Below are 19074 nucleotides of genomic sequence, written 5' to 3'. Positions count from 1 at the left end.
TGCAGCGGCCTTGTTGAACAGGATGCATGTCGCAAATCGTTGACCAACTCGCCGACCTGACCGGCCTACGTGATCGCGACACGCTGGACGTCAGTCTGGTCACGTCCATTCGCGACCTGGTGCACCCGCGCAGCGTCGCGGTGCACCGGGTGGTTGGTGACACTGGCGACGAGCGTTGGCTCACCCGCGCCTACCTGGGCGCCGGCGATGTGGCGGCGCGTGCTGATTCATCCTGGGCCGATCCGCGCGCCTTGCCCTTGCTGGCCGAGCGGCCTGAACGTCTCCAGTGCCTCCAGGCGGCCACCGAAATCGAGATGCCCGCCGACCAAGGGGCGACGCTGTACCTCCCGCTCGCGTCCGATTCCGGCGTGGTCGGCGTGGTGGAAATCGTCACCGCCCACTCGCTCAACGATGACTTCAAGCGTTTGGTGGTGGGTGTGTTGCGCATCTACCGCAATGTGCAGGGCCTGCTGGACTACAGCGAACGGGACACCCTGACCGGTCTGCTCAACCGCAAGAGTTTCGACGAAACCTTCTACAAGGTCTCCGCGGTGCCCCGCCAGGCGGCGGCGGACCAGCCCGGCGACCGGCGCCACGGCAGTGCCGGCAGCTACTGGCTGGGTGTGGTCGACATCGACCACTTCAAGCAGGTCAACGACCGCTTCGGCCATCTGATCGGCGACGAAGTGCTTCTGCTGCTGTCGCGGGTGATGCGTAGCTGCTTCCGCTTCTACGACCAGCTCTACCGCTTCGGTGGCGAAGAGTTCGTCGTGTTGTTGCGCTGCTCGGGTGAAGACGATGCCCTGGCCGCGCTCGAGCGCTTCCGCGAGGCGGTGCGGGGCTACGTCTTCCCGCAGGTCGAGCGCATCACGGTCAGCGTCGGCTTCACCGACGTGCGCAACGGCGATTCGCCCAACGCGGCGGTCGAGCGGGCGGACCGCGCCGTGTACTTTGCCAAGAACCATGGCCGCGATCAGGTACGCTGTCATGCCGCGCTGGTGCGCGAAGGCCTGCTCGACGACGACAAGAAGGCCGGCGACATCGACCTGTTCTGAGCCTGGTGCTGGCCGGGCCCCTCTTATGAAGCGAATTCCCTCCGTTCCGCCGCGGCGTCGTGGCGGCTGGCAAAGCTGGCTGGCCGCCCTGCTGGGCGGCGCTGGTGCCGCAGCCCCCAGCACGGCGGCCGAGGGGCCGCCCGTCGCTCCCGCACCGTCTCCGGGCGCACGCCCGGCCTCCGCCCCGAGTGATACCGCCGTGGCGACACCGGCCGCGGCACCGGCGGTGGCCCCGTCCGCGCTCAGCCGTGCAGGCATGGTGGTCTACAAGACCGCGGATGGCTCGAAGCTGAAGATGCATTTCGCTCGGCCGGACCCTCAGAAATTTCCTGGCCCGCGGCCTTGCGTGGTCTTCTTCCATGGTGGCGCCTGGCGCAGTGGTGACCCCAAGCAGTTCATGGCCTATGCCGAGAAACTGGCGGAGGTCGGCGTCATCGGCGTCAGCGCCCAGTACCGGCTGCTGCAGGACGGGGACGTGCTGCCCATGAATGCGGTGCGCGATGCGCGCTCGGCGCTGCGCTACCTCCGTTCCAAGGGGGCACAGCTCGGCTGCGATGTGCAGCGCATTGGCGCCGGTGGCGGCTCAAGCGGCGGCCACCTGGCGGCCATGGCCGCGGTGTCGATCTCGCCGCCTGCGGTGGCGGGCAAGCCCGCGGCGCCGAACGCGCTGGACGACCCGAGTGACGACCCGAGCGTCTCACCCAGACCGCAGGCGCTGTTCCTGATGAATCCGCCGCTCAACCTGGAGCGGTTCGAGCGGCCCGTGCCGGCTGAGCAGCGGCGCCAGCTGTCGCCCACGCTGCTGATGGACGCATCGCTGCCGCCGACCTGGATCTTCCACGGAACGGCCGACAAGGTGGTGCCGTTTTCGCAGGTCACCGAATTCCGCGACCGGGCCCGGTCGCTGGGCGCCGGCGAAGTCACCGTCCAGGCCTTCCCGGGGCGAGGACACGGTTTCTTCAACGCCAAGCGTGGCGACGGTGGCGACTTCGACGCCACGGTCACTGGCATCTACAACGGGCTGAAGAAGCTCGGCTGGATCGACGCCAAGCCCTGACCTGGGCCGGATGGGCCGGTGTTCAGCGCGTCGAGCGCGCCACGGCAAACCTCTCGAGCGTCGCCTGACGAGCGATGTCGTGCTCGACCACCGGCCGCGGATAGTCCCGGCCCAATGCGAGGCCCGCGGCCTGCAATTCCAGCGGCTTGGCCTTCCACGGGGCGTGAATCGCCGGGGCAGGCAAGGCGGCGAGCGCCGGCAGGTAGCGCTTGATGAAGCGCCCATCGGGGTCGAACTTTTCGCTCTGCGACACGGGGTTGAAGATGCGGAAGTAGGGCTGCGCATCGCACCCGGTGGAAGCCGCCCACTGCCAGCCGCCGTTGTTTGCGGCCAGGTCGAAATCGTTCAACCAGCGGGCAAACCAGGCCTCGCCACGGCGCCAGTCCAGCCCCAGATCCTTGACCAGGAAACTGGCGGTCACCATCCGCAGCCGGTTGTGCATGTAGCCGCTTTGCCGCAGCTGAAGCATGGCGGCGTCCACGAGCGGGTAACCGGTGCGGCCATCGCACCAGGCCTCGAAGAGCTCGTCCGCCTCGGCGCCTTCATGCCACCGGATCGCGTCGTATTCGGGCTTGAAGGCCCGGTGGACCACACGAGGGTGGTGATGCAGCACCTGATGATAGAAGTCGCGCCAGATCAGCTCGGAGAGCCAGACTTCTGCTCCCTGAGAGCCCGCCTGCATGCGCTGCCAAGCCTCGCGCGCCAGACGGCGGATCGACACCGTGCCGAATCGCAAGTGGGTGCTCAGATAGCTGGGGCCCTTGACGGCCGGGAAGTCGCGGGTGCGACCATAGTCGTCGATGCGCTCCAAAAAGTCGTGCAACAGCTCATCGGCGCCCGCAGTGCCCACGGGCAACCGCAGCGTCGCCAGATCGGTGGGCTCGAAGCCGATGTCGGCCAGGGTCGGGATGCCTGGCTGACCGATCCCTTGCGGCCACGGCGCCAGCCTCGCTGCATGTCGGGTGACTGGATAGCTGCGCAGGTAGAAGTCGTTGACCTTCTTCAGCCAGGCGTTCTTGTAGGGCGTGAAGACACCGTAGGGTGTGCCGCTGCCCGTCATGATCTCGCGGCGCTCGAACACGACATGGTCCTTGACCGTGTGCATGTGACAGCCGAACGCCTGGAGGCTTTGCTGGACGGCCAAGTCACGCGACAGCGCGTTGGGCTCGTCGTCGTGCGCGGCGAAGACCGCCTGCGCCTTCAGTTGGGCCGCCAGGCGAGGCACCTCGTCGACGGCACGGCCGTGGCGAACGATCAGCCGCACATCGGTGTGGCCGTGACGCTGCCCCATCTCAGCCAGTCGGGCATCCAGGTCCACGAGGCTCTCGCGAATGAACTCCACCCGGCGATCGGCGCGGGGCAGGGGGGCGAGGATGTCGTTGTCGAAAACGAAGACGGCGTAGACCTGGGCGGCCTGGCGACAGGCGGTGTACAGGGCGGCGTGGTCGTCGGCGCGCAGGTCGCGTCGGAACCAGACCAGGGCGCGGTCCGCGGTGGATGGCGTCGAAGTCATCCGTCGAGTGTCGCCGTTTTCTCGTTCCGGGCGGCAGGTTGGCCCTTTTGCCGCCGATGGGGCCGGCGGGGCATCGGGGGGCTGAAATAGAATGCGCCCATGGCGTCGGATGGCATCAACCTCACCAACCAGTTCCTGATTGCCATGCCCGGCATGGCCGACGACACCTTTTCAGGCGCCGTGGTCTACCTGTGTGAGCACAGCGAGAAGGGCGCTCTCGGCTTGGTCATCAACAAGCCGATCGACATCACCCTGGCCAACCTCTTCGAGAAGGTCGACTTGAGCCTTGAAGGTACCGATCTGGCGGATCAGCCGGTGTACTTCGGCGGGCCGGTGCAGACCGAGCGCGGCTTCGTCCTGCACGAGCGGCAAGGCGACGATGAGCAATCGTTCAGCTCCACGCTGCAGGTACCCGGCGGTCTGGAGATGACCACCAGCAAGGACGTGCTGGAAGCCATGTCCCACGGGCAAGGCCCGCGGCGTGTTTTGGTCACACTGGGTTACAGCGGGTGGTCCGCCGGTCAGCTCGAGGACGAGATCGGCCGGAATGGCTGGCTGACGGTCGCGGCGGAGCCCGGCATCATCTTCGATACGCCGGTGGCCGAACGGTACGACCGCGCGCTGGGCCTGCTGGGCGTTGACCCGCGCATGCTGTCGCAAGAGGCTGGACACGCATGAAGTCGATTCACGGCTTTGCCTGTGCATGCGTCGGTGCGGCCTTGAGTGCCTGGTCGGGCGTTTGCCCGTGCGCCCGCGCAGCATGAGTGGCGCGCGTTCCGCCGAACAATCCTTTCTCGCTTTCGACTTTGGGCTCAAGCGGGTAGGCGTGGCCACGGGCACGCGGATGTTGCAGCAGGCGCAGCCGCTGAAGAGTCTCACCGCCGAAGGTGATGCGCGCTTCGCGGCCATCGGCGCCCTGATCGCCGAATGGCAGCCCGACGCCTTGGTGGTGGGCGTGCCGTTCCACCCCGATGGTGCCGAACACGACAATACGCACCGTGCGCGGCGTTTCGCCCGCCAGTTGCACGGCCGATTCCGGCTGCCGGTGCACGAAGTCGACGAGCGTTACACGACGACCGAAGCGCGCGCCGCCGGTGCCAGCGACCTGGACGCAGCCTCTGCCGCGCTCATCCTCGAACAGTTCTTTCGCGAGTTGCCCACCCCATGACCACCTTGCTCCTGGATGCCGAGGCGCTGTACGCCGAGTTGCGTGAAGGCGTTCGCCCGCTGTTGAAGCCTGACACATCGCTGGTCGGCATCTGGTCCGGCGGCGCGTGGCTGGCCGAGCAGCTGCGAGCCGACCTGCAACTGCCGAACCCGCATGGCGTGATCTCCAGCACCTTGCACCGCGATGATTTCGGCGAGCGCGGTCTGGCCTCCGGCACCGATGCCACCCACCTGCCGTTCTCGATCGACGGGCGGCACATCTTGCTGATCGACGATGTGCTCTACACCGGCCGCACGATCCGCGCAGTGCTGAACGAACTGTTCGATTTCGGCCGCCCAGCCAGCGTGCAGCTGGCCGTCCTCGTGGACCGAGGTGGACGCGAGTTGCCCATCCATGCGGCTTACGCCGCCGCCCGAGTGGCCTTGCCCGCGAGCCAGCGCCTGTCGCTCGCGCGCGAAGAGCAGGGCGGCCGTTTCACCTTCACCGTCAAGGAAGAGCGCTGATGCTGTCGCGCCGAAATCCCCAGCTGAACAGCCATGGCGAGCTGATCCACCTGCTCTCCATCGAAGGCCTGCCGCGTGCGGTCCTGACCCACATCCTGGACACCGCCGGTACCTTCCTGTCCGTCAACGACCGGGAAGTGAAGAAGGTGCCGTTGCTGCGCGGCAAGAGCGTGTTCAACCTGTTCTTCGAGAACTCGACGCGCACACGCACCACCTTCGAGATCGCGGCCAAGCGCCTCAGTGCCGACGTCCTCAATCTCGACATCGCCCGCTCGTCCACCGCCAAGGGTGAGAGCCTGCTGGACACGATTGCGAACCTCAGTGCGATGCACGCGGACATGTTCGTCGTGCGCCACAGCGAATCCGGCGCGCCCTACCTCATCGCGCAGCACTGCGCCCCGCACGTGCACGTCGTGAATGCGGGCGACGGCCGCCATGCGCACCCGACGCAGGGCCTGCTGGACATGTACACCATCCGGCACTTCAAGAAAGACTTCACCAACCTCACGGTGGCGATCGTCGGTGACATCGTGCATTCGCGCGTGGCCCGCTCCGACATTCATGCGCTCACCACGCTGGGGGTGCCGGAGATCCGCGCGGTCGGCCCGAAAACCCTCGTGCCCGGCGACCTGAAAGAGATGGGGGTGCGGGTCTGCCACGACATGGCCGAAGGCATCCGCGGCGCTGACGTGATCATCATGCTGCGCCTGCAGAACGAGCGAATGAGCGGTGCGATGCTGCCGTCGGCAGGTGAGTTCTTCAAGAACTATGGCCTCACCGACGACAAGCTGGCCCTGGCCAAGCCCGATGCCATCGTGATGCACCCGGGCCCGATCAACCGCGGCGTCGAGATCGACTCGTCGGTCGCCGATGGCAGCCACAGCGTGATCCTGCCGCAGGTGACCTTCGGCATCGCGGTGCGGATGGCTGTGATGTCCATCATTGCGGGAAATGAAGCATGAACCCCCACGCTCACATTCGTTCACTGCCCCTCGAGGGGGCTGGCCTGCTTGAGGCGGCTCTGAGGAGGCCGGCATGAAAGTCCTGATCAAGAACGGCCGCGTGATCGACCCGGCCTCGGGCCGCGATGAGATGGCCGATGTGGCGGTGGCGGCGGGGCGGATCGTGGCGATCGGCCGCACCCCCGGCGACTTTGATACGGCCAAGGTGATCGACGCCAGCGGGTGCGTGGTCGCGCCGGGCCTGGTCGATCTGGCCGCGCGCCTGCGCGAGCCGGGCCATGAGCACGAAGGCATGCTCGAAAGCGAATTGAACGCCGCAGCGGCGGGTGGCGTGACCAGCCTGGTCTGCCCACCCGATACCGACCCGGCGCTCGATGAGCCCGGGCTAGTGGACATGCTGAAGTTCCGCGCCCGCAAGCTCAGCCTGTGTCGCCTGTTCCCGCTGGGTGCGCTGACCCGCGGCCTGCAGGGCGAGGTGTTGACGGAGATGGCCGAGCTCACCGAGAGCGGCTGCGTCGGCTTCTCTCAAGCCGAGGTGCCGATTCAGGACACCCTGGTGCTGTGGCGCGCCTTGCAGTACGCGGCCACCTACGGCTACACGGTGTGGCTGCGTCCGCAGGATGGCTTCCTCGGCAAGGGCGTCGCAGCGAGCGGCTCCGTGGCCACACGCCTGGGCTTGTCGGGCGTGCCGGTGGCCGCGGAAACGATCGCGCTGCACACCATCTTCGAGCTGATGCGGGCCACGGGCGCCCGCGTCCACCTGTGCCGCGTGTCCAGCGCGGCCGGCGTGGCGCTGATCCGTGCCGCCAAGGCTGAAGGCCTGAAGGTGACGGCGGATGTCAGCATCAACTCGCTGCACCTGACCGATGTCGACATCGGGTTCTTCAACTCGGCCATGCGCCTGTCGCCGCCGCTGCGCCAGACGTCCGATCGGGATGCCCTGCGCGCCGCGCTGGCCGACGGCACGATCGACGCGCTGGTCTCCGACCACACGCCCGTGGATGCCGATGCAAAGACATTGCCCTTCGGTGAAGCGGAGCCTGGTGCCACTGGCCTGGAACTGCTGCTCAGCCTGGCGTTGAAATGGGGCGCCGACGCCCAACTCGACTTGGCCTCAAGCCTGGCGCGCATCACCAGCAAGCCGGTGGCCGTGCTGGGGGACGCTTTGGGTTCCCTGGCGCACAGCGCGGGCCGCCTGGTCGAGGGCGGTGTGGCGGATGTGTGCGTGTTCGACCCCACCGCCACGTGGGCGGTTCGCCCGGCCGAGTTGCGCAGCCAGGGCAAGCACACTCCGTTTGATTTCGCTTCGACCGGTATGGCCCTGCCAGGCCGGGTGCGTGCGACGCTGGTGGCCGGCACCGTGGCCCACCAGGCGTCCGCCGAGCGCTGAGACTGCCTGAGTGATGCGCGCTGTGGTCGCGCTGTGGCGCCTGGCCAGGGGCGTGGTGCACCTGCTGCACGGCGTGGCCATCGTCGCGCTGCGTTTCCCCGCGTTGAGCGCCCAGGAGCGCGTGGCACGGGTGCGGTGGTGGAGCGCCAAGCTGTTGCGCCTGCTCGGCATCGAGCTGGAGGTGGTGGGCAAACCGCGCCCAGGCGCGGCGCTGGTCGTGGCCAACCACATTTCGTGGCTGGACATCGCCGTCATCCATGCTGCGTGCCCGCATGCGCGCTTCGTCTCCAAAGCTGATGTGCTGCGCTGGCCGCTGCTGGGGTGGCTGATCCGCTCGGTGGGCACCCTGTTCATCGAGCGCGAACGAAAGCGCGACGCCGTGCGCGTGGTTCATGAAGTGGCCACGGCGTTGAGCCGAGGTGAGACGGTCGCCGTGTTCCCCGAGGGCACCACCGGCCCGGGCGACGCGGTGCTGCCGTTCCATGCCAACTTGCTGCAGGCCGCCATCGCCAGCGAGGTGCCCGTCCAGGCCGTCGCCTTGCGCTATCACGAGCCCGGACTGAGGTTTGCCGTGTCGGCCCAGTACATCAATGAAATGACGTTGGTGCAGAGCATGTGGCGCGTGGTGTGCGCCCGAGGGCTGGCCGTGCGGGTGCGCTTCCTGTTGAGCGAGGGCAGCACCCATGCCGATCGGCGGGCATTGGCCGCGCACCTGCGCGACGAAATCCAGCAGGCGCTGTCAGACTGAGGCGGGCTGCCGCGGCGCTGATCTCTGCCGAGGTCGCAGGGCTTGGCGGGCCGCTGACGAGGTCACGGCGGCAACCAGCCGCTCGCCCAGCCGCTGAGGGTCACCCTCGGCCAAGTTCATCAGCACGCCGACGGACAGGTTTTCGTCGGGATACCAGCCCCACCACGACGTGAAGCCCTGCCACTGGCCGTCATGGTGGCGGCGCCGCCGCGCGCCGTCGGCGTCGAGGAACCAGCCCAAGCCGTAGTCGGCGCGGCGACCGTCGTTCAGCCGGGCGCGATCGAACGCCTGCTGCCATAAATCGGGCCTCAGCAAGGCGCCGCGACGCACACCGGCATCCCAGGCGGCAAGATCTTCGATGCTCACGTAGACCGAGCCGTCCGCAGTCCGGTTCATGCTGGGTGACACCCACTCATGCATCCGCAGCAGGCCGGGGCGCTGAGGATCGAGACGGTAGCCGGCTGCACGGTGCTGCACGATGGCGGTGTCGTCAATGATGCGGGCCGTGCGCATGCCCAGCGGCGCGAAGACACGCTCTTGCAGCAACTCGCCATAGAAGCGGCCGCCGACTTGGTTGAGCAGCAGCCCGAGCAGCACAAAGCCCACGTTGCTGTACTGCCAGCGCGCGCCCGGTGTGGCCACGAGCGGGATGCGCAGTGCCAGGCGCAGCAGTTCGCTGTCGCTGTAGTCGCGCTGAAAGTTCAACAGCGCGGGAGGGTAGTCCTCCGCCAGGCCAGCGGTGTGGGTCAGCAGGTGGCGAACGGTGGTGCGCTGCCAGGCCGCTGGAACGCGCCACCAACGCGAGAGCCGATCGTCAAGCGACAACTTGCCGTCCTGCACCAGCAGCAGCACGGCGACGGCGGTGAACTGCTTGCCGAGCGAGCCCGATTGGAAGATGGTGGCGGGCTGTACCGGCACGCCGTGATCCAGATGGGCCAGGCCGCTGCCATGCTGCCAGACGGGCTGCTCGCCTCGGACGACGGCCACCGCGACACCAGGCACCTGCTGGCGCTGCCGTTCTTCCTCGATCAACGAGCGCCAGTCGTCTTCGTCGGTCGGTTCGGCCGCGCGCAGCGCCCAAGGCGCCGAGGCCAGCGCCGCGAGACAGCCGCGTCGAGACCAGCCGCAGGTCAAGCTTTGCCTTGGCTGGCCACCGCGGCGGCGGCCTTCGCAGCTGCCTCCGCGTCGCCCAGGTAGTAGCTCTTGATCGGCTTCAGGTTGGCATCCAGTTCATAGACCAACGGAATGCCATTGGGAATGTTCAATCCGACGATGTCCGCGTCGCTGATGCCGTCGAGGTACTTCACCAGAGCCCGGATCGAGTTGCCGTGGGCAGCGAGCACCACTCGCTGGCCTGATCGGATGGCCGGGGCGAGCACCTCGTCCCAGCATGGCAGAACGCGTGCGACCGTGTCCTTCAGGCATTCAGTGAGGGGCACTTGCTCGGGCTTCAGCTTGGCGTAGCGCACATCCTGGCGCTGGCCGCGTAGGTCGGTCGCTTCCAGCGGCGGCGGAGGCGTGTCGTAGCTGCGACGCCAGATCAGAACCTGTTCGTCGCCGTACTGTTTGGCCATGTCGGCCTTGTTCAGCCCCTGCAGGCCGCCGTAGTGGCGCTCGTTCAGCCGCCAGTCCTTCACGACGGGCAGCCAGGTGCGGTCCATGGCGTCCAGGCAGTGCCACAGCGTCCAGATGGCGCGCTTCAGAACCGAGGTGTAGGCGACGTCGAACTCAAAGCCTTCGGCCTTCAGCAAGGCGCCGGCGGCGCGCGCCTGGGCTACGCCGGTGTCGGTCAATTCGACATCGGTCCAGCCGGTGAAACGGTTCTCCAGGTTCCAGGTCGATTCGCCATGGCGAATGAGCACGAGCTTGTACATGGGTGAGCGGCGAACGCCGAAGAGGTTGCTGCAACGCGGCAAATTCTATAATTCCGCCCCTTTGACCTGACCCGAAACGAGCGACGCGCCGTGATGAGCTTTCTGATCGAGAACTGGATTCCGGCTGTGATGGCCCTGGTGTCGGGTGGCATGCTGCTGTGGCCGGTGCTCCAGCGCGGCTCGCAAGGCGGTGCCATTTCCACGGGCGAAGCAGTGCGCTTGATCAACCGCGAGAAGGCGGTGGTGATCGACGTGAGCGAGCCCGCTGAATACGCTGCCGGCCATGTGGCGGGCTCGCGCAGCGTGCCTTTGGCGACGCTGGAGGGGGCGAACGGCCTGCCGAGCAACAAGACCTTGCCCTTGGTCGTGGTCTGCGCCACGGGGGCGCGCGCCGCTCGGGCTGTCGCGCAGCTGCGCAAGGCCGGCCACGCCAACGCCCAAGTCTTGGCCGGTGGCCTGAAGGCTTGGCGTGAAGCCAACTTGCCGGTCGAATCGTCGAAGGCCTGATTCGGCCTGCCTTCGCGGGCACGGCGGAGCGCGCACTGTGCGGCTTTTGGCCCGCGGCTGACGGGGTTATCAGCATGGCGCTGCGCCGTGCATCGCGCGCCTTGCGAAAATTCGGGCCTCGCGTTTTGAATGTTCAGGGTTCCGATGAGCAAGGTCGTCATGTACACCACCCAGGTCTGCCCCTTCTGCGTGCGGGCCAAGGCCTTGCTGAAGCAGCGTGGGGTTGCGAGCATCGACGAGATTCGGGTCGACATGGACCCCTCGGCGCGTGACCGCATGGTCGAGCTGACGGGCCGTCGTACCGTGCCGCAGATCTTCATCGGCGACACCCATGTGGGCGGTTGTGACGATCTGTTTGCGCTCGACCAGCGCGGTGGTTTGATGCCACTGCTGAACCCCGCGACTTGAGGCCTGAAGGGCTAGGGAACGCCCCAGCTCCCCTGGCCCAGGTGAGCCATTTCACTGGGTCATAATCGCCCGCGCAGCCCGCACCACTTTCGGTTGCGGGCTTTGTTGTTTTCTGCCGCATCGTTTTTTTGAAAGCCCCTCATGGCCGAGCAAGATCAAAACCCCGTGTTCCAGTTGCAGCGCATGTACCTCAAGGACCTGTCGCTGGAGCAGCCCAACTCGCCGCAGATCCTGCTGGAGCAGCAGCAACCGCAAGTCGACATCCAACTGGGCATGCAGGCAGAGTCCATCGCCGACGGCATGTTCGAGGTTTCGGTGACGGCGACCGTCACCACCAAGGTGGGCGATCGCACGCTGTTCCTGGTGGAAGCCAAGCAAGCGGGCATCTTCGAGATCCGCAATCTGCCGGCTGAGCAGGTGCAAGGCATCCTCGGCGTGGTGTGCCCGCAGATGATCTACCCGTATCTGCGCGCCATCGTCTCGGACGTCTGCACGCGCGCCGGCTTTCCGCCGATCCTGCTCGCGGAAGTCAACTTCCAGGCCATGTTCGAGGCCCAGCAACAGGCGCAGGCCGCCAACGGCGGTCAGACCGTCAACTGATCGGCGCTCCGCGACGCGGCATGAGGTTGGCATTCCTCGGCGCCGGTGCCTGGGGCACCGCCCTGGCGATGGCGGCCGCTCGCCGCCACGACGTGGTGCTTTGGGCACGCGATCCGGCCCAGGCGGGGCAGATGGCGGCCGAGCGGTGCAATCGACGCTACCTTCCTGACCAGCGCTGGCCGGACGGTCTCGCCGTCACGGCCGATTTCGAGCGGGCCGTCGCCCACGGGGCCGAGGGGCTGACGATAGTCGCCACGCCGATGGCCGCCCTGCGGGGCACCTTGGGCCGCCTGCCCGCCACTGTGCGAGTGGTGTGGCTCTGCAAGGGCTTCGAGGCGGGTACGGGCCTGTTGGGGCACGAAGTGGCGGCAGAGGTTTTGCCGCGTGCCGCGGCGGGCGTGCTGTCTGGCCCGAGCTTTGCGCAGGAAGTGGCATCCGGGTTGCCCACGGCCTTGGTGGCCGCGAGCTTCGATGCCTCGCTGTCTCAGCAGGTGGTGGAGGCTTTCCACCACGGCGCACTTCGCATCTACACCTCGGCCGATCCGGTGGGGGTGGAGATCGGTGGTGCGGTGAAAAACGTGCTGGCGATTGCGACCGGCATCTCCGACGGCCTTGGTCTGGGGCTCAATGCCCGTGCGGCCTTGGTCACACGTGGCCTGGCGGAGATGACGAGGCTCGGTATCCGCATGGGGGCGCAGGCAGAGACTTTCATGGGGCTCACCGGTTTGGGTGACCTGGTGCTCACCGCCACGGGCGACCTGTCTCGCAACCGCAAGCTGGGCTTGTTGCTCGCGCAGGGTGCGACCACGGAGCAGAGCCTGTCGAATCTCGGCCATGTGGCCGAAGGGGCCTACAGCCTGGGCACGGTGATCGAGCGTTCGCGTGCCCTCCACGTCGACATGCCGGTGGCCGAGGCCGTGCATGCGGTGGTCAGCGGCGCAGCCACCGCACGTGTGGCCGTCGAGCAATTGCTGCAGCGCGATCCTCGCCCCGAAGCCTGAGGGGCGTGCCTCAGGCGGCGCCTTCGAAGCCGCACTGTCTCCACGCCTCGAACACGGCGACGGCCACTGCATTGCTGAGGTTCAGGCTGCGCTGCCCCGGTCGCATCGGCAAACGCACGCGCTGCGCCATCGGGAACTGCTCACGCAGCTGAGGCGCCAGGCCGGCGGTTTCGCAGCCGAAGACCAGGGTGTCACCCGGGCGCCACGACACCTCGGTCGGCGCCTGGGTCGCGTGTGTCGTGAACGCGAAGAAGCGCGGCGGCAAGGCGCCGGCGCCTGCGTGGCTGGCCTGCAGAAAGGCTGACCAATCCGCGTGTCGTCGGACCGGCGCGAACTCGTGGTAATCCAGCCCGGCGCGGCGCAGCAGCTTGTCGTCCATCGAAAAGCCAAGCGGCTCGATGAGGTGCAGCTCGCAGCCGGTGTTGGCCGCAAGCCGAATCACGTTGCCCGTGTTGGGCGGTATTTCCGGATGAACCAGCACGACTCGAAACATCACGCGATTGTCGCGTCCACGGGCGGCGCGTCTCGCCCGGTGCGGGCCAGCACCCACAGATGCACCGACGCAGCGCCTGCCTCCAGCAGCGCGCGGGTGGCTTCATTGGCGGTGGTGCCGGTGGTCAGAACGTCGTCAACCAGGGCCACGCGCCGGCCGCGCAGGGTTTGACGCGCCTGCGCGCTGGCTGGCATGAAGGCGCCCCGCAGGTTGGCGTCGCGGTCGGCGCGGTTCAGCTGCATCTGGTGTGGCGTGTCGCGCAGGCGATGCAGCAAATCGTGGCGTGCCGGCAGGGTCAGCGAGGCCGCCACGCGACGGGCGAGCTCCCAGGCCTGGTTATAGCCTCGCTGGCGAAGGCGGTGGGCGGCCAGGGGGACCGAAGTGACCACGTCGACTGTTTCCCCGGCTTGCTGCAGCGCCGAGATCAGTGGGCGGGCGAGCGCCGATGCGTGGTGTACCTCGCCGCGGAACTTGAAGGTCGCGATGAGGCGGTCCCAGGGAAAGCCGTAGTCGAACGCGGTGATCGTGCGCTCGAAGAGCGGTGGCGACGCGAGGCACTGGCCGCACCAACGCACCGTGGGCGGCACCCGCAGCGCGCATCGTTCGCACCGGTGGGCGGGGCCGGCGAACCGAGCCAGGCATGCGCTGCAGATGCCAGCGGGTTGCGTCCACTCGCCGCACACACAGCAAGGTGCCGGCCATCCTCCGAACAATTGGGCCGGTCGAAGGCGGGGATGCATCCGGCTCAATATACTGCGCGCCGCTATGGCGGATAACGCGCTCTCTTCCTCGACGCAGCCGGGGGCCGGTCGGGTCGACCCGGTGGCGTCCGAGCGTGCGCTGCGGCGTCTGGCGCTGGGGCCGCAATCGCCCTGGTTGCACGACGAGGTGGCGCGGCGCATGGGTGAGCGTCTGTCCTGGATCAAGCGGCAGCCCGAGCGGGTTGTGGATTGGTCGGGCGCGGCCGGCTCCTGTCGCGCGCTGTTGGCGGCGGCCTATCCCCGGGCGCTATGTCAGACAGTGGCCGATCCTGCGCTGGGCTTGGTCGGCGACGATGCCCACGGCGCGCCATGGTGGCGGCGTTGGCTTCTTGGTGCAGCGCCCGCGCCTGTCGCGTGGAACGCCTTGCCGCATGGCTCAGCCGGCCTGTTGTGGTCCAACATGAGACTGCATTTCGCGCCCGATCCCTTGCCCTTGTTGCGCGCATGGCGGCAGGCGATCGCGCCGGATGGATTCCTGATGTTCTCGACGCTGGGGCCGGGCAGCCTGGGTCTGCTTCGCGAGGTGTACGCGGCGGCAGGGTGGGGCCCCGCGCATGCGCCTTTCGTTGACATGCACGACCTCGGCGACATGCTGGTGGAAACCGGTTTTGCCGAGCCGGTGATGGACCAGGAGACGCTCACGCTGCAGTACGCGAACGTCGATGCCCTGCTGGCCGAATTGAGAACGCTGGGTGCCAATCTGGCGCCAAATCGATTTGCCGGATTTCGCGGACGTCAATGGCGACAGGCCCTATATCAGGGAATATCCCAGAGGACAAATCGCGACGGTCGAATATCACTGCAGTTCGAATTGGTGTATGGCCACGCGTTTCGGGCGGCGGATGCCGGCCCGCGTGTCGAGGCACAAACCCAAATTGGGTTGGATGAGTTGAAATTGATGCTTCGCAACCCCCGGTTGCGCAAATAGCGTCAGCTAGAATCCTCAGGTTGACGTGAAACCGTCAGCGCCAGCGTTCGTCCTTGATGCTGCTCATGGAACGATCGCGCGAGAAGCCCTTGCGGCGACTCTTTGAAGTCTGACGGCGCACTGCCCCTTCGGCACGGTGCCATCGGCGCTGCTGCGGCAGCGGCCGATCACTGATCGACGGCGGTTTGGGTTTGGAACTGAAGTGACGACGACGATGAAGATGACAACAAAGCTTTGCAAGGGCATCGCACAAAGCGCCACCGCGCTTGTCGTGGGCCTGGCGTCGACGGCGGCCTTGGCGGTCAACGACCTTCCCGGTGGCCCGGCGGTCAATCAACTCGACCTCCATCCGCCTGTCACCCGCATCGCCAGCGAAGTGCATTCGTTGCATTACTGGCTGATGATCGTCTGTGTGGTGATCTTTGTCGCCGTGTTCGGCGTCATGTTCTATTCCATTCTCAAGCACCGCAAGTCGCAGGGCGCCAAGCCGGCGAACTTCCACGAAAGCGTGGCGGTCGAGGTGGCCTGGACCATCGTGCCCTTCGTGATCGTCACCTGCATGGGCTTCGCCGCCACCAAGACGGTGGTGGCTCAGAAAGACACCACGAATGCGGATCTCACCATCAAGGTGACCGGCTACCAGTGGAAGTGGGGCTACGACTACCTCAAGGGCGAAGGCGCCGGCATCTCCTTCCTGTCGACGCTGGATGTCTCGCAGCGGGAGCTGTCGAATGCCGGCACGCCGCAAGGCGATGACTACCTGCTTCGGGTGGACAACCCGCTGGTGGTACCGGTGGACACCAAGGTCCGCGTCATCACCACCGCGGCCGATGTGATCCACGCCTGGATGGTTCCGGCCTTCGCGGTCAAGCAAGATGCCATCCCGGGTTTTGTGCGCGACAACTGGTTCCGCGCCCAGAAGACCGGTGACTTCTTCGGCCAGTGCGCCGAGCTGTGCGGCAAAGAGCACGCGTACATGCCGATCCATGTGAAGGTGCTGTCGAAGGAAGACTACGCCAAGTGGGTCGATAGCGAGAAGAAGAAGATCGCCGCGAAGGCCGACGATCCAAGCAAAGTCTGGACGCAAGCCGACCTGATCGCCCGTGGCGAGAAGGTCTATGCCGCGAACTGCGCCGTGTGCCACCGCCCGGACGGCAAGGGCGCCGGCCCGATCAAACCGCTCGATGGCTCGCCGAAGGTGCTTGACGCCGACAAGCTCGTGCAGGTCGGTGTGCTGCTCAATGGCCAGAACAACGGCGCAATGCCGGCCTGGAAGCAACTGTCGGACACGGAAATCGCGGCCGTCATCACCTACACCAAGAACAACTGGGGCAACAAGACGGGTCAGACCGTTCAGCCCTCGGAAGTGCTGGCCGCCCGTCAGCAGTGAGCCCACCGCGAGCGTAGCGACTACAAGGAATCCTTATGAGCGCAGTTCTTGACCACCACGGCGGCCACGCACACGACGATCACCACGATCACCATGCCCCCACCGGCTGGCGTCGCTGGCTGTTTGCGACGAACCACAAGGACATCGGCACGATGTACCTGTTGTTCTCGTTCACGATGCTGATGATCGGCGGCGTCCTGGCGCTGTGCATCCGGGCTGAGCTGTTCAAGCCGGGCTTGCAGTACTTCAACCCGGAGCTGTTCAACTCGTTCACCACGATGCACGGGCTGATCATGGTGTTCGGCGCGATCATGCCGGCCTTCGTCGGCTTCGCGAACTGGATGATCCCGTTGCAGATCGGCGCGTCGGACATGGCCTTCGCGCGGATGAACAACCTGAGCTTCTGGCTGCTGATCCCGGCCGCCATCATGCTGGCAGGTTCGTTCTTCATGCCGGGCGGTGCCCCCGCCGCCGGCTGGACGCTGTATGCACCGTTGACGCTGCAGATGGGCCCCTCGATGGACGCCGGCATCTTTGCGATGCACATCATGGGTGCGTCGTCGATCATGGGCTCGATCAACATCATCGTCACGATCCTGAACATGCGCGCTCCCGGCATGACGCTGATGAAGATGCCGCTGTTCGCCTGGACGTGGCTGATCACGGCCTATCTGCTGATCGCGGTCATGCCGGTGCTGGCGGGTGCCATCACGATGACGCTGACCGATCGTCACTTCGGCACCAGCTTCTTCAACCCCGCCGGCGGCGGTGACCCGGTGATGTACCAGCACATCTTCTGGTTCTTCGGTCACCCCGAGGTCTACATCATGATCTTGCCGGCCTTCGGCATCGTCAGCGCGATCATCCCGGCCTTCGCCCGCAAGAAGCTGTTCGGCTATACCTCGATGGTCTACGCCACGGCGTCCATCGCGATCCTGTCGTTCATCGTGTGGGCGCACCACATGTACACGACGGGTATGCCGGTCACGGGACAGCTGTTCTTCATGTACGCGACCATGCTGATCGCGGTGCCCACGGGCGTGAAGATCTTCAACTGGGTGGCCACCATGTGGCGCGGCTCGATGACCTTCGAGACGCCGATGTTGTTCGCCGTGGGCTTCCTGTTCGTGTTCTCGATGGGGGGCTTCACCGGCCTGATCCTGTCGATGGCGCCCATCGACCAACAGCTGCAGGACACCTATTACGTCGTGGCCCACTTCCACTATGTGTTGGTGGCCGGCTCGCTGTACGCACTGTTCGCCGGTGTCTACTACTGGGGCCCGAAGTGGACTGGCGTCATGTACTCGGAGACGCGCGGCAAGATTCACTTCTGGGGTTCGTTGATCTTCTTCAACGTCACCTTCTTCCCGATGCACTTCCTGGGTCTGGCCGGCATGCCGCGTCGCTATGCCGACTACCCCATGCAGTTCGCCGACTTCAACATGATCGCGTCGATCGGCGCCTTCGGTTTCGGCTTGATGCAGGTCTACTTCTTCCTGTTCGTCGTCGTGCCGATGATGCGTGGCAAGGGTGAGCCGGCCCCGCAGAAGCCGTGGGAAGGCGCCGAAGGTCTCGAGTGGGAAGTGCCGTCGCCGGCTCCCTTCCACACCTTCGAGACGCCGCCGAAGCTCGACCCGACCGCCACCAAGGTCATCGGCTGATCGACATCACGGGTTGACCGGACATGGCCCCACCGTCGCAACAGCAGCAGCGAGCGAATCGGCGCCTGGCCTGGATCCTGGCGTCGGTGGCTTTGGTGTTCGCGTTGGGGTTTGTGGCGAAGATCTCTCTGCTGGGCCCCTGATGGGCCGAGTTGGTGAGGCGCAGATCGCATGAAGGGCAGCTGGCTTTCAACGATCAAGGCCATGCGGGCCGACCATCGACAGATGGTCGCCAAGCTGATGGTCGTGGTGCTTGCCATGGCGGGCTTCGGTTACGCCCTGGTGCCTCTTTATCGGCACATCTGTGAAGCGCTGGGCGTCAACGTGCTCAGCCTTGCAGAGAGTGGCGGAAAGCGTGAGCGGCCGGCCAACACCCAGGTCGACACGTCGCGCAACATCACCGTCGAGTTCGACGCCAACGCACATGGTCCGTGGGACTTCAAACCCGCCGTGGCATCGGTCCAAGTCCACCCCGGCGAGCTCGCCACGGTGATGTACGAGTTCAAGAACAAGCAGTCTCGTGCCATGGCTGCCCAGGCGATTCCGAGCTACGCGCCGCACCAGGCTGCGTCGCATTTCAACAAGATCGAGTGCTTCTGCTTCAACGAGTACACCCTGCAGCCGGGCGAAGCCAAGCAGTGGCCGGTGGTGTTCTACGTCGATCCGAAGCTGCCGAAAGACGTGATGACCATCACCTTGTCGTACACCTTCTTTGAAGTGGGCGGCAAGGTGCCTGCAGCTCCGCGGTCTTCGGCGGCCGTCACGCCTGGCGTGATGGGCGCGGCCGCTGCGGAGTCGAAGTCATGAGTTCGGAGGGGCCACCGGATGGAGGCCTTCGAGCGGCAGCCAGCCGCAAGGGGTCGTTCCTTGGAACAGTCCGAGCGGTGGCGTGGTCGTTCCTGGGAATTCGCAGGGGCAAAGGTTATGAAGAAGACGTGAGCCAGCTCAATCCGGTTCACGTCGTCATCGCAGGCATCGTCGGCGCCATTTTGTTCGTGCTGACGCTGGTCCTGCTGGTGAAGTGGATGATCGGCAGCGGCGTCGCCAGCTGAGTG

The 19074-nt window shown here is 66.2% G+C and carries 23 protein-coding genes; 18 read left to right on the top strand and 5 right to left on the bottom strand.

Going from position 1 to position 19074, the window contains the following annotated elements; translation table 11 throughout:
• Positions 1-26: 26 nt before the first annotated feature.
• Both AACH06_RS13895 and AACH06_RS13890 read left to right on the top strand, forming a co-directional pair.
• Positions 27-1055 (top strand): GGDEF domain-containing protein, encoded by a 1029-nt coding sequence (locus AACH06_RS13895; protein WP_341426317.1) that lies wholly within the window; start codon positions 27-29, stop codon positions 1053-1055.
• Between the two features lie 25 nt (positions 1056-1080).
• Positions 1081-2112 carry an alpha/beta hydrolase gene (locus AACH06_RS13890; RefSeq protein WP_341426315.1) on the top strand — a complete coding sequence of 344 codons (1032 nt, stop codon included), beginning with the start codon at positions 1081-1083 and terminating at the stop codon, positions 2110-2112.
• Between the two features lie 22 nt (positions 2113-2134).
• On the opposite strand, the gene AACH06_RS13885 is transcribed toward AACH06_RS13890, so the two are convergent.
• Entirely contained in the window at positions 2135-3625 is a 1491-nt protein-coding gene (locus AACH06_RS13885) for a cryptochrome/photolyase family protein (RefSeq protein ID WP_341426314.1), read from the bottom strand.
• 99 nt (positions 3626-3724) lie between these two features.
• On the opposite strand from AACH06_RS13885, the gene AACH06_RS13880 reads away from it, so the two are divergent.
• The 6 genes from AACH06_RS13880 (at position 3725) to AACH06_RS13855 (ending at position 8396) form a co-directional block, all read left to right on the top strand.
• Positions 3725-4303 carry a YqgE/AlgH family protein gene (locus AACH06_RS13880; protein WP_341426313.1) on the top strand — a complete coding sequence of 193 codons (579 nt, stop codon included), beginning with the start codon at positions 3725-3727 and terminating at the stop codon, positions 4301-4303.
• An 82-nt stretch (positions 4304-4385) separates the two neighbouring features.
• On the top strand, positions 4386-4793 hold the full coding sequence (gene ruvX, locus AACH06_RS13875; RefSeq protein ID WP_341426311.1) for a Holliday junction resolvase RuvX: 408 nt from the start codon (positions 4386-4388) through the stop codon (positions 4791-4793).
• The gene (gene pyrR, locus AACH06_RS13870; RefSeq protein WP_341426310.1) at positions 4790-5296 is read left to right on the top strand and encodes a bifunctional pyr operon transcriptional regulator/uracil phosphoribosyltransferase PyrR; all 507 of its coding nucleotides are present in this window, start codon (positions 4790-4792) and stop codon (positions 5294-5296) included. Before ruvX ends, pyrR begins: the two co-directional genes overlap by 4 nt.
• On the top strand, positions 5296-6258 hold the full coding sequence (locus AACH06_RS13865) for an aspartate carbamoyltransferase catalytic subunit (RefSeq protein ID WP_341426309.1): 963 nt from the start codon (positions 5296-5298) through the stop codon (positions 6256-6258). The genes pyrR and AACH06_RS13865 overlap by 1 nt, the downstream gene beginning before the upstream one ends.
• 73 nt (positions 6259-6331) lie before the next feature.
• On the top strand, positions 6332-7648 hold the full coding sequence (locus AACH06_RS13860; RefSeq protein ID WP_341426308.1) for a dihydroorotase: 1317 nt from the start codon (positions 6332-6334) through the stop codon (positions 7646-7648).
• A gap of 13 nt (positions 7649-7661) precedes the next feature.
• Positions 7662-8396 carry a lysophospholipid acyltransferase family protein gene (locus AACH06_RS13855; protein ID WP_341426307.1) on the top strand — a complete coding sequence of 245 codons (735 nt, stop codon included), beginning with the start codon at positions 7662-7664 and terminating at the stop codon, positions 8394-8396.
• Here AACH06_RS13855 and AACH06_RS13850 read toward each other — a convergent pair.
• Both AACH06_RS13850 and gpmA read right to left on the bottom strand, forming a co-directional pair.
• Entirely contained in the window at positions 8388-9530 is a 1143-nt protein-coding gene (locus AACH06_RS13850; RefSeq protein ID WP_341426306.1) for a serine hydrolase domain-containing protein, read from the bottom strand. The two genes, AACH06_RS13855 and AACH06_RS13850, sit on opposite strands and share 9 nt — an antisense overlap.
• Positions 9527-10270 carry a 2,3-diphosphoglycerate-dependent phosphoglycerate mutase gene (gene gpmA / locus AACH06_RS13845; protein WP_341426305.1) on the bottom strand — a complete coding sequence of 248 codons (744 nt, stop codon included), beginning with the start codon at positions 10268-10270 and terminating at the stop codon, positions 9527-9529. The genes AACH06_RS13850 and gpmA overlap by 4 nt, the downstream gene beginning before the upstream one ends.
• A 93-nt stretch (positions 10271-10363) precedes the next feature.
• Between gpmA and AACH06_RS13840 the strand changes: the two genes are divergently transcribed.
• The 4 genes from AACH06_RS13840 (at position 10364) to AACH06_RS13825 (ending at position 12786) form a co-directional block, all read left to right on the top strand.
• Positions 10364-10777: a rhodanese-like domain-containing protein gene (locus AACH06_RS13840; RefSeq protein WP_341426304.1), complete on the top strand. Its 414-nt coding sequence runs from the start codon at positions 10364-10366 to the stop codon at positions 10775-10777.
• Positions 10778-10921: 144 nt separating this feature from the next.
• Positions 10922-11185 carry a glutaredoxin 3 gene (grxC, locus tag AACH06_RS13835; RefSeq protein WP_341426303.1) on the top strand — a complete coding sequence of 88 codons (264 nt, stop codon included), beginning with the start codon at positions 10922-10924 and terminating at the stop codon, positions 11183-11185.
• Positions 11186-11326: 141 nt separating this feature from the next.
• The gene (gene secB / locus AACH06_RS13830) at positions 11327-11785 is read left to right on the top strand and encodes a protein-export chaperone SecB (RefSeq protein ID WP_341426302.1); all 459 of its coding nucleotides are present in this window, start codon (positions 11327-11329) and stop codon (positions 11783-11785) included.
• A 20-nt stretch (positions 11786-11805) separates the two neighbouring features.
• Positions 11806-12786 carry an NAD(P)H-dependent glycerol-3-phosphate dehydrogenase gene (locus tag AACH06_RS13825; RefSeq protein WP_341426301.1) on the top strand — a complete coding sequence of 327 codons (981 nt, stop codon included), beginning with the start codon at positions 11806-11808 and terminating at the stop codon, positions 12784-12786.
• A gap of 10 nt (positions 12787-12796) precedes the next feature.
• Here AACH06_RS13825 and AACH06_RS13820 read toward each other — a convergent pair whose 3' ends face one another.
• Positions 12797-13279 carry a tRNA (cytidine(34)-2'-O)-methyltransferase gene (locus tag AACH06_RS13820; protein ID WP_341426300.1) on the bottom strand — a complete coding sequence of 161 codons (483 nt, stop codon included), beginning with the start codon at positions 13277-13279 and terminating at the stop codon, positions 12797-12799.
• The gene (locus AACH06_RS13815; protein ID WP_341426298.1) at positions 13279-13866 is read right to left on the bottom strand and encodes a ComF family protein; all 588 of its coding nucleotides are present in this window, start codon (positions 13864-13866) and stop codon (positions 13279-13281) included. The genes AACH06_RS13820 and AACH06_RS13815 overlap by 1 nt, the downstream gene beginning before the upstream one ends.
• Here AACH06_RS13815 and AACH06_RS13810 point away from each other — a divergent pair.
• From AACH06_RS13810 to AACH06_RS13785, 6 genes are all read left to right on the top strand, one after another.
• Entirely contained in the window at positions 13856-14968 is a 1113-nt protein-coding gene (locus AACH06_RS13810; RefSeq protein ID WP_341426296.1) for a methyltransferase domain-containing protein, read from the top strand. The two genes, AACH06_RS13815 and AACH06_RS13810, sit on opposite strands and share 11 nt — an antisense overlap.
• A 220-nt stretch (positions 14969-15188) precedes the next feature.
• Positions 15189-16358: a cytochrome c oxidase subunit II gene (coxB, locus tag AACH06_RS13805; RefSeq protein WP_341426412.1), complete on the top strand. Its 1170-nt coding sequence runs from the start codon at positions 15189-15191 to the stop codon at positions 16356-16358.
• A 35-nt stretch (positions 16359-16393) separates the two neighbouring features.
• Positions 16394-18019 carry a cytochrome c oxidase subunit I gene (ctaD, locus tag AACH06_RS13800; protein WP_341426295.1) on the top strand — a complete coding sequence of 542 codons (1626 nt, stop codon included), beginning with the start codon at positions 16394-16396 and terminating at the stop codon, positions 18017-18019.
• 23 nt (positions 18020-18042) lie between these two features.
• On the top strand, positions 18043-18162 hold the full coding sequence (locus AACH06_RS13795) for a cytochrome oxidase small assembly protein (protein WP_341426294.1): 120 nt from the start codon (positions 18043-18045) through the stop codon (positions 18160-18162).
• Positions 18163-18190: 28 nt separating this feature from the next.
• Positions 18191-18826 (top strand): cytochrome c oxidase assembly protein, encoded by a 636-nt coding sequence (locus tag AACH06_RS13790; protein ID WP_341426293.1) that lies wholly within the window; start codon positions 18191-18193, stop codon positions 18824-18826.
• Complete coding sequence (locus AACH06_RS13785; RefSeq protein WP_341426292.1) at positions 18823-19071, top strand: DUF2970 domain-containing protein; 249 nt, start codon at positions 18823-18825, stop codon at positions 19069-19071. The genes AACH06_RS13790 and AACH06_RS13785 overlap by 4 nt, the downstream gene beginning before the upstream one ends.
• The last annotated feature ends 3 nt before the right edge of the window (positions 19072-19074 follow it).

Origin of the sequence: Ideonella lacteola, from assembly GCF_038066555.1 — a bacterium.
Lineage (GTDB): Bacteria > Pseudomonadota > Gammaproteobacteria > Burkholderiales > Burkholderiaceae_C > Ideonella > Ideonella lacteola.
The sequence above is the reverse complement of the archived record's forward strand: the minus strand, read 5'-3'. Positions and strand labels throughout refer to the sequence as shown.

What these genes read in the sequence shown, in the direction of transcription:
- AACH06_RS13825 (WP_341426301.1), top strand. Translation starts at nt 11,806, where the DNA reads ATGAGGTTGGCATTCCTCGGCGCCGGTGCCTGGGGCACCGCCCTGGCG.
- grxC (WP_341426303.1), top strand. Translation starts at nt 10,922, where the DNA reads ATGAGCAAGGTCGTCATGTACACCACCCAGGTCTGCCCCTTCTGCGTG.
- AACH06_RS13820 (WP_341426300.1), bottom strand. Translation starts at nt 13,279, where the DNA reads ATGTTTCGAGTCGTGCTGGTTCATCCGGAAATACCGCCCAACACGGGC.
- pyrR (WP_341426310.1), top strand. Translation starts at nt 4,790, where the DNA reads ATGACCACCTTGCTCCTGGATGCCGAGGCGCTGTACGCCGAGTTGCGT.
- AACH06_RS13865 (WP_341426309.1), top strand. Translation starts at nt 5,296, where the DNA reads ATGCTGTCGCGCCGAAATCCCCAGCTGAACAGCCATGGCGAGCTGATC.
- AACH06_RS13855 (WP_341426307.1), top strand. Translation starts at nt 7,662, where the DNA reads ATGCGCGCTGTGGTCGCGCTGTGGCGCCTGGCCAGGGGCGTGGTGCAC.
- ruvX (WP_341426311.1), top strand. Translation starts at nt 4,386, where the DNA reads ATGAGTGGCGCGCGTTCCGCCGAACAATCCTTTCTCGCTTTCGACTTT.
- coxB (WP_341426412.1), top strand. Translation starts at nt 15,189, where the DNA reads ATGACAACAAAGCTTTGCAAGGGCATCGCACAAAGCGCCACCGCGCTT.
- gpmA (WP_341426305.1), bottom strand. Translation starts at nt 10,270, where the DNA reads ATGTACAAGCTCGTGCTCATTCGCCATGGCGAATCGACCTGGAACCTG.
- ctaD (WP_341426295.1), top strand. Translation starts at nt 16,394, where the DNA reads ATGAGCGCAGTTCTTGACCACCACGGCGGCCACGCACACGACGATCAC.
- AACH06_RS13895 (WP_341426317.1), top strand. Translation starts at nt 27, where the DNA reads ATGTCGCAAATCGTTGACCAACTCGCCGACCTGACCGGCCTACGTGAT.
- AACH06_RS13860 (WP_341426308.1), top strand. Translation starts at nt 6,332, where the DNA reads ATGAAAGTCCTGATCAAGAACGGCCGCGTGATCGACCCGGCCTCGGGC.
- AACH06_RS13795 (WP_341426294.1), top strand. Translation starts at nt 18,043, where the DNA reads ATGGCCCCACCGTCGCAACAGCAGCAGCGAGCGAATCGGCGCCTGGCC.
- AACH06_RS13840 (WP_341426304.1), top strand. Translation starts at nt 10,364, where the DNA reads ATGAGCTTTCTGATCGAGAACTGGATTCCGGCTGTGATGGCCCTGGTG.
- AACH06_RS13885 (WP_341426314.1), bottom strand. Translation starts at nt 3,625, where the DNA reads ATGACTTCGACGCCATCCACCGCGGACCGCGCCCTGGTCTGGTTCCGA.
- AACH06_RS13790 (WP_341426293.1), top strand. Translation starts at nt 18,191, where the DNA reads ATGAAGGGCAGCTGGCTTTCAACGATCAAGGCCATGCGGGCCGACCAT.
- AACH06_RS13880 (WP_341426313.1), top strand. Translation starts at nt 3,725, where the DNA reads ATGGCGTCGGATGGCATCAACCTCACCAACCAGTTCCTGATTGCCATG.
- secB (WP_341426302.1), top strand. Translation starts at nt 11,327, where the DNA reads ATGGCCGAGCAAGATCAAAACCCCGTGTTCCAGTTGCAGCGCATGTAC.
- AACH06_RS13785 (WP_341426292.1), top strand. Translation starts at nt 18,823, where the DNA reads ATGAGTTCGGAGGGGCCACCGGATGGAGGCCTTCGAGCGGCAGCCAGC.
- AACH06_RS13890 (WP_341426315.1), top strand. Translation starts at nt 1,081, where the DNA reads ATGAAGCGAATTCCCTCCGTTCCGCCGCGGCGTCGTGGCGGCTGGCAA.